This window comes from Nocardia sp. NPDC004151 (assembly GCF_042874235.1).
Taxonomy (GTDB): domain Bacteria; phylum Actinomycetota; class Actinomycetes; order Mycobacteriales; family Mycobacteriaceae; genus Nocardia.
This window is the reverse complement of the sequence record NZ_JBIAMR010000004.1, coordinates 232,639-245,106: the sequence shown is the minus strand read 5'-3', so window position 1 is coordinate 245,106 and position 12,468 is coordinate 232,639. Positions and strand designations below refer to the sequence as shown.

Annotated in this window: 15 protein-coding genes; 6 read left to right on the top strand and 9 right to left on the bottom strand. The window is 71.3% G+C overall.

All coding sequences use genetic code 11. From position 1 onward, the window contains the following. Nucleotides 1-95 precede the first annotated feature (95 nt). Nucleotides 96-1,184, top strand: a complete 1,089-nt coding sequence (locus ACFYTS_RS11955; protein ID WP_387303320.1) for a response regulator transcription factor — start codon at nt 96-98, stop codon at nt 1,182-1,184. 69 nt (nt 1,185-1,253) lie between these two features. Here ACFYTS_RS11955 and ACFYTS_RS11950 read toward each other — a convergent pair whose 3' ends face one another. Next, nucleotides 1,254-1,589 (bottom strand): RNA polymerase-binding protein RbpA, encoded by a 336-nt coding sequence (locus ACFYTS_RS11950; protein WP_213555785.1) that lies wholly within the window; start codon nt 1,587-1,589, stop codon nt 1,254-1,256. A 196-nt stretch (nt 1,590-1,785) separates the two neighbouring features. Here ACFYTS_RS11950 and ACFYTS_RS11945 point away from each other — a divergent pair, with 196 nt between their 5' ends. After that, the gene (locus tag ACFYTS_RS11945) at nt 1,786-2,112 is read left to right on the top strand and encodes a hypothetical protein (RefSeq protein ID WP_033086730.1); all 327 of its coding nucleotides are present in this window, start codon (nt 1,786-1,788) and stop codon (nt 2,110-2,112) included. Here ACFYTS_RS11945 and ACFYTS_RS11940 read toward each other — a convergent pair. Together ACFYTS_RS11940 and ACFYTS_RS11935 are read right to left on the bottom strand one after the other, a co-directional pair. Beyond that, entirely contained in the window at nt 2,063-3,106 is a 1,044-nt protein-coding gene (locus ACFYTS_RS11940) for a hypothetical protein (RefSeq protein ID WP_387303316.1), read from the bottom strand. The genes ACFYTS_RS11945 and ACFYTS_RS11940 overlap by 50 nt on opposite strands. Before the next feature lie 193 nt (nt 3,107-3,299). Next, complete coding sequence (locus ACFYTS_RS11935; RefSeq protein ID WP_387303313.1) at nt 3,300-4,016, bottom strand: M23 family metallopeptidase; 717 nt, start codon at nt 4,014-4,016, stop codon at nt 3,300-3,302. A 182-nt stretch (nt 4,017-4,198) separates the two neighbouring features. Here ACFYTS_RS11935 and ACFYTS_RS11930 point away from each other — a divergent pair, with 182 nt between their 5' ends. Both ACFYTS_RS11930 and ACFYTS_RS11925 read left to right on the top strand, forming a co-directional pair. Then, the gene (locus ACFYTS_RS11930; protein WP_357276138.1) at nt 4,199-4,525 is read left to right on the top strand and encodes a metalloregulator ArsR/SmtB family transcription factor; all 327 of its coding nucleotides are present in this window, start codon (nt 4,199-4,201) and stop codon (nt 4,523-4,525) included. Between the two features lie 98 nt (nt 4,526-4,623). Further along, nucleotides 4,624-5,535: a DMT family transporter gene (locus ACFYTS_RS11925; RefSeq protein ID WP_387303310.1), complete on the top strand. Its 912-nt coding sequence runs from the start codon at nt 4,624-4,626 to the stop codon at nt 5,533-5,535. Here ACFYTS_RS11925 and ACFYTS_RS11920 read toward each other — a convergent pair. Then, complete coding sequence (locus ACFYTS_RS11920) at nt 5,532-6,521, bottom strand: glycosyltransferase family 9 protein (RefSeq protein ID WP_387303307.1); 990 nt, start codon at nt 6,519-6,521, stop codon at nt 5,532-5,534. The genes ACFYTS_RS11925 and ACFYTS_RS11920 overlap by 4 nt on opposite strands. Before the next feature lie 206 nt (nt 6,522-6,727). On the opposite strand from ACFYTS_RS11920, the gene ACFYTS_RS11915 reads away from it, so the two are divergent. Beyond that, entirely contained in the window at nt 6,728-7,078 is a 351-nt protein-coding gene (locus ACFYTS_RS11915) for a hypothetical protein (RefSeq protein WP_357276146.1), read from the top strand. 96 nt (nt 7,079-7,174) lie between these two features. On the opposite strand, the gene ACFYTS_RS11910 is transcribed toward ACFYTS_RS11915, so the two are convergent. Both ACFYTS_RS11910 and ACFYTS_RS11905 read right to left on the bottom strand, forming a co-directional pair. Continuing rightward, nucleotides 7,175-7,861, bottom strand: coding sequence for an SGNH/GDSL hydrolase family protein (locus ACFYTS_RS11910; protein ID WP_387303303.1), 687 nt, complete (start codon nt 7,859-7,861; stop codon nt 7,175-7,177). After that, nucleotides 7,858-9,309, bottom strand: coding sequence for an MFS transporter (locus ACFYTS_RS11905; protein ID WP_387303300.1), 1,452 nt, complete (start codon nt 9,307-9,309; stop codon nt 7,858-7,860). The genes ACFYTS_RS11910 and ACFYTS_RS11905 overlap by 4 nt, the downstream gene beginning before the upstream one ends. Nucleotides 9,310-9,427: 118 nt before the next feature. Here ACFYTS_RS11905 and ACFYTS_RS11900 point away from each other — a divergent pair, with 118 nt between their 5' ends. Next, entirely contained in the window at nt 9,428-10,063 is a 636-nt protein-coding gene (locus ACFYTS_RS11900; RefSeq protein ID WP_357276152.1) for a TetR/AcrR family transcriptional regulator, read from the top strand. A gap of 153 nt (nt 10,064-10,216) precedes the next feature. Here ACFYTS_RS11900 and ACFYTS_RS11895 read toward each other — a convergent pair whose 3' ends face one another. From ACFYTS_RS11895 to ACFYTS_RS11885, 3 genes are all read right to left on the bottom strand, one after another. Further along, nucleotides 10,217-10,552, bottom strand: a complete 336-nt coding sequence (locus ACFYTS_RS11895; protein ID WP_387303296.1) for a YnfA family protein — start codon at nt 10,550-10,552, stop codon at nt 10,217-10,219. Between the two features lie 67 nt (nt 10,553-10,619). Beyond that, entirely contained in the window at nt 10,620-11,849 is a 1,230-nt protein-coding gene (locus ACFYTS_RS11890) for a Dyp-type peroxidase (RefSeq protein WP_357276156.1), read from the bottom strand. Beyond that, the gene (locus tag ACFYTS_RS11885) at nt 11,842-12,402 is read right to left on the bottom strand and encodes a copper chaperone PCu(A)C (RefSeq protein ID WP_387303805.1); all 561 of its coding nucleotides are present in this window, start codon (nt 12,400-12,402) and stop codon (nt 11,842-11,844) included. Before ACFYTS_RS11885 ends, ACFYTS_RS11890 begins: the two co-directional genes overlap by 8 nt. Nucleotides 12,403-12,468: the final 66 nt, after the last annotated feature.

Below are 12,468 nucleotides of genomic sequence, written 5' to 3'. Positions count from 1 at the left end.
TGAGCCCTCGTACCGACTGTGCGCGCTCGCGGCCGCCGGGAACATTCCAGAAAACTGGTATCCCGTGGGTGTGGGCCCGGCCGTAGCCTGAGATGGTGGGGCAGCACCGATCGACGGATCGGGCACGGCGTGAGATCGTCCGCCTGTGCCATTCCGGGCTGGACGCGGGCACGGTTCTCACCGAATCGTTGACCGCGCTGCGGGCGGCCGTTCCGATCGCCGCCTACTGGGCGGCCACCACCGACCCGGCCACCGTCCTGTTCACCGGGTCGGTCATCGACGAGATTCCCGCCGCGGCCACGCCCCTGTTCCTGGCCAACGAGTTCCTCGACGACGACGTGAACCATTTCCGGGCGCTGGCCGGCGCCCCCGACCCGGTCCGGACCCTGTTCGACGCCACCCGAGGCGCCCCCGAGGCCAGCGCCCGCTATCGCGACATCCTCGCTCCGCTCGGCATGGGCGACGAACTGCGCGCCGCGCTGCGGACGGGGGCGAGCTGCTGGGGTGTGCTGTGCCTGCACCGGGAGCCCTCGCCGGAGGGCTTCCGCGCCGACGAGGTCGGGTTCGTGCACGCCATGACCGCGCATCTGGCCGAGGGTCTGCGCGCGGCGGTACTGCTGTCGGAGGTGGAGACAGGTGCGGACGGGCCGCCCCCGCCCTGCCTGCTGCTGCTCGACGACGCCGGGACCGTGCTGGCCCGCACGCCCGAGGCGAGCGTTCTCCTGGCCGAGCTCGCCGACCAACCCGCGCGCGAGACGCTGCCGCAGGCGATCGTGGCGGTCGCCGTGCGCCTGCGCAGTCTGGAACTGGATCCGAATTCGCCTGCGGTGCCCCGTGTTCGACTGCGCACCCGGTCGGGTCGCTGGCTGGTGGCCCACGCCTCCCGGCTGCACACCGATCCGGGCGCGGACCCCGAGGGACCCATCGCGGTCATCCTCGAACCGGCCCGCGCCCCGGAGATCGCGCCGCTGAAACTGGCCGCTTACCCGCTGACCCCGCGCGAACACCAGATCGCGGCCCTGGTCCTGGCGGGCAATTCGACCCGGCGGATCGCCGACGCGTTGGTGGTCTCACCGCTGACGGTGCAGCAGCACCTGAAGTCGATCTTCGAGAAGTCCGGGGTGCGCAGCCGTCGCGATCTGGTCGCCAATCTGCTTGCCGCCCAGTACGGCCCACCTCACTGACCCCCTGACACAGAACGGGTCCCCCGCACCGGTGGTGCGGGGGACCCGTGTCGTCGTGTCGCTGTGCGGCTAGCCGCGCCGGCGGGACTTGATCAAGTCCATGCGCTCCTGCAGCAGCTCCTCGAGCTCTTCCTTGCTGCGACGCTCGAGCAGCATGTCCCAGTGGGTGCGGGGCGGCTTGACCTTCTTGGGCTCCTGGGTGGTGCCCTCCATGAGCGTGCCCTCCTGGCCGTTGCGGCACAGCCAGGTGGGGGGGATTTCGGCGTCGTCGGCGAACGGGACGTCGAATTCCTCGCCGTTGTCGGTGCGGTACCGCGCCATCCGACGCGGCGCCAGGTCGTGGTCGCGGTCGGTCTCGTAGCTCACCGCTCCGAGCCGAGACCCCCGGAGTACGCGATCTGCCATGAGTGCGGTCCCTTCTCGCCTGTCGGCAATGTTCTACTTCAGTGTTTCTGCAGCTGCGGTACGTAGTGTCAACGTAGCCACGCACGTTTCGGTTCCCGTGGGGAGAACCCTGCCATCCTACCCGTGCGGGTCGCCCGGTTTGCTGCGGCGTGCCACTGCACCCGGTCGGGGCCGGAAACCGCTATTGTCTCGGACCATGTCTCGACGCGTGCTGTCCTGCTGCCAGTGGTGCGGGCGGGAGATCGCCGAATCGGAGATCGGACGCCGCCGCCGGTACTGCCGGCAATCGTGTCGCCAGCGGGCGTACGAGCATCGGAACAGTGTGAAGGGCACCGGTATTCCCGAGGATTCGGTGGTCCTGAGCGCACAGGAGGTGTCGGATCTGTCCGACCGCTGGTTCGCCGCCCGCTGTGCCGCCGAGGATGTGGCCACCGCGGTCTCCGAGGGCGCGGAGATGATCGAACTCGCCGATCTCACCGCGACTTTGGTGGCGTTGACCCGCGAGGCCGAGCGGCTGCGCTGACCCCGCCGGTGCGTCCGCTCAGCGCGTACACGATCGCGATCCCCGCGGCCGTGACGGCGGCGACAAGGCCGAGCGCGGTGAGGGTTTCGGCATCGGGCGAGGTCACGGGCTGCCCGCGCAGCGCCTGCCGCAGCAGCGTCGCCACCAGGCCGCTGTAGCCGAGCGCGAGCACCCCGATCAGCCGGGCGCGGGTGCGTTCGGCGCGCAGCCACCCCACGGTGGGGGCGAGGCGGGTCAGCACGATGGCGGCGATGATGAGCAGCTGGATGCCGTGCAGGCCCGCGAAGTGCGCGATCCGCACGTCACCACCGTTCGTGCTCCAGTGCGTGATCGGCACGGTCGCGATACCGTCGCGGACCGCGTCGGACTGCCCGTGCCCGACGGTGTGGCCCGCGACCAGGGTGATCGGGCGTCCGTAGGCGTCGGTGGTCTGCTGCTTGCCGCTGTATCCCATCAGGTAGCCCAGCGCCATTCCGAACACCGCGATTCCCAGGCCCGCGCGGATGGCCATCGAGGTGGGCCGGTCGGTGACGCGCTGCCACGAAAGGGTCACCGCGATCACCAGATTCGCCAGGAACAGGCCCGGCACGCCGATCATGAACACCTTCTGGCCGATGGTGTTGAACGCGTCGGTCTGGGTGTTGAAGTGGCTGAAGGTGCCGCGCGCGGCCTGCACCACGACGAATCCGACATCGGCGACGGCGGTGCCGGCGAAGACGGTACCCATCCACCAGGTCAGGCGCTGCCCGCGGTGCGGGAAGGACACCAGCCAGGCCAGGGTGCCGCAGTACAGGACCATGGCTATGGCGAACTTGAGGGGTTTGAGCCACACCGTCTCGCCGAGCAGCACGCGGTCGTCGAAGACCATGGCGCACAGGGAGAACAGGGCCAGGGCGGCCATGGCGGCGGTGGTGGCGAGCAGGGGCCGGTGCAGTCGGCGGGCGGGGGCGAGGTCGGTGAGCGGCGCGAGCGTCGGGCGATCGAGCGTGGTCATGGGGCTGACGGTAGGTTCGCGATCCGCTGGTTCACGTCCCCCGGCGGTGGTGTGGCGACCCCGTACCCGGGTATGAGAAACGGCCCCGGCGGTAGCGCCGGGGCCGTTCTCCATCGTGCGGACGACGTTGTCGCACAAACCGATCCGTGCATCCCTCATCGGTGCTCGGAGTGGTCGGGGGGTTGGGGTGGGTCTAGTCCGCGGGGGCGAACCCGAAGTCGACGCCGCGGCCGGCCAGCCAGCCGATCGGGTCGATGGGCGCGCCGGGGGCGGTGTGCACCTCGTAGTGCAGGTGCGGGCCGGTGGAGTAGCCGCGGCTGCCGACGGTGGCGAGCACGTCGCCGGCGCGCAGCTGCTGGCCGACGCCGACCAGGATGTCCTGCATGTGGCCGTAGACGCCGATGGTGCCGTCGTCCTGCTGCACACGCACCCACAGGCCGAAGCCGGAGGCGGGGCCGGCCTCGATCACGGTACCGTCGGTGATGGCGCGGATCGGGGTGCCGAAGCCGTCGCCGAAGTCGATGCCGGCGTGCATGGCGCCCCAGCGGATGCCGAAGCCGGAGGTCAGCGGGCCGTCGACGGGTCGCACGGTGGCCGGGCGCGGTGCCGGGATGCCGGGCAGCGGCGGCAGCGGCGGCAGCGGGATGTTGAGGCCGTTGAGGTAGTCCAGCACCTCCTGCGGCACGATCTGCGGCTGCTGGGCCTCGCGCGGGGTGAAGGCGGTGAACTGGATGTCGTCGGCGGCGGAGGCGTTGGCGATGGCCACGGTGTCGTGGGCGGCATCGGGGCCGGTGGCGGCGAGGGCGGCCATGGACGCGCCGACGAGGGCGGTCACGGCTGCGGCGCGGGTCGCGGCTGCTCGGTATCGGCCGGTTCCCCAGAAGCGGGATAACGAATCGGTTACGGGCATGTCTCGAAGCTACGAGATCTCAGCTTGCGTTCAGAAACCCTGTTGCTACCGTCACATTGGTACAAAAGCCCAGTTCGATGATTACGAGTCGATAACGACACGCGAGTAATTCTGTGATGACGTTGGATTGTGCCGATAACGCGTGTATTGACCGTTGATCGATCTGGCGGCACACTATGTAAGTGCCCACTAACGGAGTGAAGGTGATCGGCGCGCTCGCCGACGACACCCGGCGCGCGGTCTTCGAGTCCCTGCCGCAGGGCCCGAAGGCGGTCGGGGAGATCGCCGAGGCCCTGGGCGTGACCAGCTCGGCGGTCTCGCAGCATCTGAAGGTGCTGCGCGAGGCCCGCCTGGTGATGATGCGCCCGCAGGGCAACCGCCGCCTGTACTCCCTGGACCCGCGTGGCCTGGCCGATGCCCGCGACTATCTCGAACAGTTCTGGCCCAGCGCCATCGCCGCCTACTCGGCCGCCCTGTCGGAGGCGAAGGCCGCGCCGGAAGGGGAGTAGCCGGTCGGGTTCGCGCATAGACGCGATGGTGTTCCCCGGGCCGGGACCGTGCGGACGTGCCGCGGCCTGCCCGCTCGAGCGGGCGATACGGTGTCGAGGTGGGTACGTCGGTCGGAGTGCAGCGGCAACGCCGCGTGGGTCTGCCCGGCTGGTCGGTCCCGCTGGTCTTCATCGTCAGCGGGGTGTCGCTGTACGCGGGCGCGGCGATCGGCGTGCGGTTGTTCGACACGGTCGAGCCCGCGACGGTGGCCTGGTTGCGGGCCGCGGCGGCCGGGGTGGCGCTGCTGATCTGGCGGCGGCCGTGGCGCTCGCGCTGGACGCGGCGCGCGGTGCTGGTGGCCTCGGGGTTCGGGGTGGTCACCCTCGGCATGAACATCGCCTTCTATGAGGCGATCGCGCGGATTCCGCTCGGCACCGCGGTGGCCATCGAGTTCCTGGGTCCGATCGCGGTGGCGGCGCTGGGTTCACGCCGGGCCCGCGATCTGCTGGCCGTCGCGCTCGTGGCGGCCGGTGTCTTCCTGCTGGCGGGGGTGTCGTCGGAGGCCGGGCCCGGCGGTGTCGGGTTCGCGGTGCTGGCGGGTGTGTTGTGGGCGGGCTACATCCTGCTGGGTAAGCGGGTGGCCGATACGGGTTCGGGGATGGACGCGCTGGCGATCGGGACGACGGTGTCGGCGATCGTGCTGGCCCCGATCCTGGTGACCCGCCAATGTGTGCTCGCCCCGGCCGTTTTCGCCGATCCGCGCACCTGGCTGCTGGGTGTGGGCGTCGGGGTGTTGTCGAGCGCGGTGCCCTATGCCCTGGATCAGGTGGTGTTGCGCCGGGTGGGCCGCGCCCGGTTCGCGCTGTTGCTGGCCTTGCTGCCCGCGACGGCGGCGGTGATCGGGGCGGTGGCGCTGGCCCAGCGGCCCGGTGCGGCGGAGCTGGCCGGGATCGGGTTGGTGATGGCGGCGTTGAGTATCAGTGCCGGGCAACGGGATCCGCGGGTCCCGGCCACCGATTCGGGGGCCTAGCCGACGCGCCGGTAGGCCTGCTGGGCGCGGCGGTCGAGGCCGGTGCCGGGCCAGGGGCGTTTGCGCAGTTGCTTGTCGACGGCGTTGATCACCTCGGGGACACCGATCTTCAGCAGACCGGGGTCGATGGCGTCGGCGTCCGGGTCGCCGGACTGCCCGGCCCACAGCACGGCGTGGCGGCCCAGCAGGTGCGGAGGCGGGCCGCTGCGGCTGGGCGGGTTGGGTCCGAACAGCTGCACGGTACGGGTGCCGAAGGCGGCGGCCAGGTGGGCGACGCCGGTGTCGCCGCATACCACGAGCGCGGCTTCGGCGACGGTGGCGGCCAGCTCGATGAGGTTCTGCTGTCCTGCGAGGACTCGCGCCGGTGAGAGTCCCGCGCGGGAGGCGACGCCGAACGCGGTCTCGCGTTCGGATTCGTCGCCGGTCAGCACGACCTCGCGGTCCTGCACCAGCAGGTGCCGGACCACCGCGGCGAACCGGTCGGCCGGCCAGCGGCGGGCTGGTGCGCCCGCGCCGATGTGGACGACCACGGCGTCGCGGTGGCTGGTGGTGGCCACCGGCGGCACCAGGCCGAGGTTGCGGCGGTCGGCGGCGATGCCGTCGTATTCGAGGAGATGGCACCAGCGGTCCACGTCGTGCAGGTCGGGTTCCCAGGCGGGGCCGGCGAGGTCGGGGAAGGCCGGATTGCGGTAGGACAGGATGCGTCCGGGGTGGGTGCGCGAGAGTTCCACGATGCCGTCGGCGCCGGGGCCGTTGAGGTTGACCGCGAGCGCGGGGGCGGGACCGTCCCAGCGCAGCCCGACGGGGTCGCTGACCGGGATCATCTCGTCGACGCAGGCGATGAGGTCGACGATCGGTTTGAGGCGGTGGGGTGCGGCGAGTGCGATGTGGTCACCGGGCCGGGCCCGGCGCAACGCGCGCAACGCGGGAACCGCGGTGAGCAGGTCACCGAGTCCACGTGCTCGCAGCACTAGTACAACCGCCACTGAAACCTCTCCTAGCCGGCCACGCTGCCCACGACGCCTGATCCACCACGTGCGGGGACCATCGGGTGAGGACTACCCGGCCTGTCCGAGGGCGAAACCCTCGGACCGGTCCGCACGGACAGTTGGTGCCGCCCTGTCCGATTCGCGAAAGATCGCGGGTACTACCGGCTGTCGTTGTGGGGTTCCGATCGACTACCGTGACACCCATGACCTTCGTCTACAACCTCATGGTGACGGCTCATCTGCTGGGTATGGCGGCCGTGGTCGGCGGGTACGCCGCCGCGCAGCCGCGAGTGTCGGAACTGATGGTGTGGGGCGCGCGCGTGATGGTCCTCACCGGCGTGATCCTGGTGGGCATGGCCGAGTCGATCGACTCGCTGCACAAGGACCCGAACATGGCGAAGATCATCACCAAGCTGGTGGTGGCCGTGGCGGTGGCCGCGTTCGCCGAGATGGGTCGCGCGGACGCCAAGCGCGGCAAGGAGGTGGCGTGGATGACCCACGCCGCGGGTGGCCTGGCGATCCTGAACGTCCTGATCGCCGCCCTGTGGAAGTGACCCCGTGAGAGGGCCTGCGCGGACAGGACCTCGGATGGCGGCGATGCCGCATCGGGTGCGTAGTCGCATCCGATGCGGCATCGGTCGGTTTCGGGGTCAGGATCGCCCGATGAGCTCCGGCGGCACCTCCCGGGCGTGGTGACGGGCCAGGCTCTTGGCGAGTTCGGCCGCGACCACGGCGTGCCCGGCCATGGTGAGGTGGATCCGGTCCGCGGAGAGCCAGTCCTCGCGCAGCCGCGCGGGGTGGTCCCAGAACTCGGTGAGGATGGCGTCGCGGCGGTGGGCGATGCGACGGACCGACTGCGCGAACTCGGCGAAACGCGGCCGCAGCGGGGCCAGCCGCCCGACGTAGGCGTCGGCGAGGGTGAACAGCGCGAGCCGGGCGCCGGTGGCGGCGACGCTCGCGCACAGGTCGTCGAGGTCGGCTTCCACGGTCAGCGGACCGGCGTCGCGCAGGAACAGGTCGTTGCCGCCGCAGGTGACGACCACCAGATCCGGTCCGAACTCCTCGAGCGCGCGGAGTTGCCCGGCGCGCACGTCGGCGATGACCGCGCCGACCACGCCGGTGTTGAGGTAGGCGGCGTCGGGGTGCGCGGCGTGCAGCCAGCGGCCCAATCGGTCTGCCCAGGACACGGTTTCGTAGCCGGGCCGCGGGTCACCGGTGCCCGCGGCGGTCGAGTCGCCGATGACGGCGAGTCGGCGGAACGGCACCGCGCGCAACATGGTGGCGGCCGCCGCATCGGAGAGCGTGTAGGGATCGGTGTTCTCGGTGTGGTCGGTCATGAGGTGGTCTCCTCGGTGCGGACGGGCAGCGCCGCGAGCACGGCCGTGACGACGGCGATGGCGGCACAGCATGCGAACAGGGTGTGGAAAGCGGTCAGCGGCTGCCCGGGATGGGCGGCGAACACCGCGGCCAGCAGGGCGACCCCGAGCGCGCCGCCGGATTGGCGGGCGGTGATGTTCATGCCGACCCCGGCCGCGAACCGCTGCGGCGGCAGCGCTCGCGCGGCGGCGGTGCCCAGCACGGTGACGAGGATGCCGATGCCGCCGCCGCCCAGGATTCCGGCGGGCACCCATCCGGACCAGAGCGCGGGCTCGGTGTCGAAGACCCCGGTGCTCATGTAGAAGGTGGACGCGGCGAACAGCAACGCGCCCAGCACGCCGAGCCATCGCTGCCACGGGACGGGTGCGCGTCCGGCGACGACCGCGGTGACCATGGAGGCGACCGCGCCGATGCTCATGGCCGCCGCGGACTCCAGTACGGAGTACTGCCAGATGGCGTCGAGCCAGAGCGGTCCGGCCAGCAGCCACGCGAACATGGTGGCGCCGAAGACGAACGAGACGGCATTGACGAGGGCGTAGGCGTGGCTGCGCCACAGTCCGATGGCGATGGCGGGGCGCGGATGCCGCCGCGACCGCCACAACGCCAGGGCCAGCAGGGCGACTCCGATCAGCGCGCTGCCCAGGGTGCGGGCGTCGGTCCAACCCCATTGCGGGCCTTGGGTGACCGCGGCGACGACAGTGCCGATACCGAGTCCGGTCGCGACGGCCCCGAGGAGATCGGGCAGTCCGTGCGGTTGCCGGTGCTCGCCGCGGGCCAGCCGCCATCCGGCGGCGACGAGCGCGGCCGCGATGGGCACGTTGATGACGAAGACCGACCGCCACCCGAACCAGTCCACGAGCGCCCCGCCCACGGCCGGGCCGACGGTCGCGGCGAATCCGCCCGCCGCGGTCCAGGCGGCCATGGCCATGCCGACGCGTTCGGGCGGGCTGCTGCTCAGGACGAGCGCGAGCCCTGCGGGAATGAGGAAGGCCGCGGTGCCGCCTTGCAGGAACCGTCCCGCGATGAGCCATTCGGCGCCGGGCGCGAGGGCGCACAACAGGGAGGTGAGGGCGAATCCGGCCAGGGCGGTGAGGAATACGCGGCCGCGGCCGAGGGTGTCGGCGAGTTGCCCGGCGGGGGTGAGCAGGGCGGCGAAGGCGACGGCGTAGCCGCTGACCACCCAGGTGAGGGTGCCGGCGGCGGTGTCGGGGTAGTCGCGGGTGATCTCGGGGAAGGCGATATTGACCACGGACAGGTCGAGGAAGGACATGAATGCCGCGCCGGAGGCGACGAGCAGGGCGAGTTTCGCCGCGCGGCCGGAGTCGGCGGGTGCCGTCGCGGTGGTGCCGGTGGTGGGCGGTTCGGGTGGGGAGGTGTCGGGGCTCGGACGGTGAGTGGTGTCGGTCATGACGGGCTCTCTGGGTGAGGGTCGGGAGCGGGATCAAAACTGTACGCACGATCGTTCGTATTGTTGAAAAGTACGACCGATCGTGCGTTTACGCAACAGGTGATGCGAGGATGGATCCATGGACGAACCGGTGCGCGCTTCCGACCAGGAGATTTCCGATCAGCGTCGGCTCAAGGGCGCGCGGGCCCGCGCGAGCATCGCCCGCCACGCCGCCGACGTCGCCTCCGTCGAGGGGCTGACGGGATTGAGTCTCGGGCGGCTGGCCGAGGACCTCGGGGTCAGCAAGTCCGGGGTGGCGACCCTGTTCGGCAGCAAGGAGAACCTGCAACTGGCCGCGGTGGCCGCGGCGCGCGAGGTGTTCATCGACAATGTCGTGCGCCCGGCCCTCACCGCGGACCCGGGCCTGCCGCGGCTGCGCGCGCTGATGGACCGCTGGTTCGACTACATCGGTGAGCCGGTGCTGCCCGGCGGCTGCTTCCGGGGCGCGTGCCAGCCGGAGTTCGACAGCCGTCCCGGCCCGGTGCGTGACGCGCTGGCAGCCGACCGCGAGGACTGGTTCACGATGCTGGCCGCGGAGATCGGCCGCGCCCAGCAGCAGGGCGCGATGACCGGACTGGATCCGCGCGCGGTCGCGTTCCAGTTCGACGCGGTGGTGTCGGCGGCCAACACCGCGACCCGTCTGGGTGATGAGGCGGCGCTGCCGACGGCGCGCGCGATCATCGACGGCCTGCTCGGCGCGGCACCTCACCGGTGATCATGGCCGTGACCTGCGGGAATTCGTAATCGGTTCGCGTATCGCGGTGTTGCATTCGATGCACCGATCGCCAACCCTCGACCTTTATGCGCGGAATGCGTGAATGCAGTTCGGGCGCAGCCGGTTTCACGTGGAGCAATGCATCGGTGTGTCTCACACCGAGCGTGGCGCGTACATGATGAGCGCGACCCCCAGCACGCACACCAGGGCCCCGATCACATCCCAGCGGTCGGGCCGGAACCCGTCGAACACCATGCCCCACAGCAGTGATCCCGCCACGAACACGCCACCGTAGGCGGCCAGGATCCGACCGAAGTGGGCGTCGGGTTGCAGGGTGGCGACGAACCCGTAGCAGCCGAGCGCGACCACCCCCGCGCCCATCCACGCCCAGCCGCGCTGCTCCCGGACTCCCTGCCAGATCAGCCAGGCGCCACCGATTTCGGCGATGGCGGCCAACCCGAACAACACGATCGATCGCAACACGGTCATGGGGTCACCCTAGGTCCCGTGCCGGGCAACCGGCCGGACCGCCCGGGAGCGGTCCGGCCGGTCGCGATCAGCGTTGCGCCGGGGCGCTGTCGAACAACTGCTGACCGAGATAGCCGCCCGGTCCGGGCACCCCCGGCGGGATGGCGAACACCGCCGACCCGACCGGCGTCGTCCACTGGTTGAGCGCGTCGAAGTCGGCCAGCCGCTGCTGCACCGGCAGGTACTGGGCGTCCACGTCGCGCTGGAACGAGGCGAACAGCAGCCCCGAGTTCGACACGTGCCCGGGGGCGGGCGCGTCGTCGTAGTTGTAGCCGCGGCGCAGGAACCGCTCCCCGTCGTGGGCATGGTGGGCGCGAGCGATATGGGAGGACGGCGGGATCTTCGGGATGCCGTAGCGGTCGGTGGCCGCGAAGTCGGCTTCGTCGAATTCGCGGGTGCCCGACAAGGGCGCCCCGGTGTCGACGGTGCGCCCGACGGTGATCGCGCGGCCGTCGGCGTCGAGTTCGTCCCAGGTGTCGAGGTTCATCGCGATGCGCCGCAACACCATCGAGGTGCCCCCGGCCAGCCACGGCCGGACCGCGCCGTCGTCCCACACCAGGCGGTCGAAATCCGGTGTGGCCGGGGCGATGTTGACCGTCCCGTCGACCGAGCCCATCAGATTGCGCATGGTCTGGCCTCGCGGTGCGTCCCGGAAGCCGCGTTGCACCCACTTCACCGAGACCAGCGATTTGACGTGCTTGGACAGCACGCGCACCGCGTGCGCGACGGTGGTCGCCTCCTCACCGCACACCTGCAACAGCAGATCGCCCCCGCACCAGGCGGGATCGAGCCGGTCGATGGTGAACGGCGGCAACGGTTCGAGCCAGTGCGGGCGCTGGGATTCCAGCCCGGCCGCGGTGAACATCCCGGGACCGAACCCGGCGGTCACGGTGAGCCGGGCGGGCCGGGCGGCCAGCTCCGGTTCGGTGTCGGCGAGCGCGGGCTTGCCCTGGGTGAGGCGCGCGGCGTCGTCGGTCCAGATCTTCAACAGCCCGATGACGTCCTCGCGCCCCAGACCCGGTTTCAGGTCGAAGGCCACGAACGCCGCGTGCCGGGGCGGTTCGGTGGCGATTCCCGCCTGGTGGGGGCCGTAGAACGCGACCGTGTCCGATCCGGGGTCGCGATCGTGCTCGCGGTGGGTGAGGGTGGCCGCGCCCCAGCCGATGCCGGCGGCCCCGGCCGCGCCCGCCGCGACGGCGCCGCCGCCCAGCAGCCGCCGCCGCGACAGCCGGGCGGGCCGCGGTGCCGGATCAGCCACCGTGGGCGGCGTTGTCGCCGGAGGGCTGGTAGTTCTCCTTGCCGCCGGCGAAGTCACGCACCTGCGCGGTGATGGTCTTGGTGGAGCCGTCGGAGAAGGTGAGGGTGAGCGCGGCCTCCGAGCCGGTGCGCAGCGGGCCCTTCAGATCCATGAACATGAGGTGTTCCGCGCCGGGCTTGAGGGTCGCGGTGCCGTGGGCGGGGATGACGAGACCGCCGGCCTTGGGGCGCATCGCCTTGTCGCCCGAGGCGTCGGCCACGACTTCGTGGATCTCCACCCGCGCCGAGGCCGGGCTGCTGGCCGCGACCAGGTTCACCGGCTGGTCGGAGGAATTGGCCAGGGTGCCGAACGCGGCGGACATCCCGCTGTCGGCGGCCTTGACCCACTGATCGGTCAGGGTGATCGCCGCCGCCGCGGTGGCGGGGGACGACGAGGCGGTCTGCGAGGACGAGCAGGCGACGGGCAGCAGCGCCAGCGTCGTCACCGCCGCGACCGCGCCGACCCGGCGGGCGAATCCGCCGGTGCGCAGACGGAAGCCGTGGCAGAAGGGCATCTGGGACATGTGAGAACTCCGTAGGTAGAAGACGGTGAAAGCCACCCCGGCGGAACGGTCGAGCCC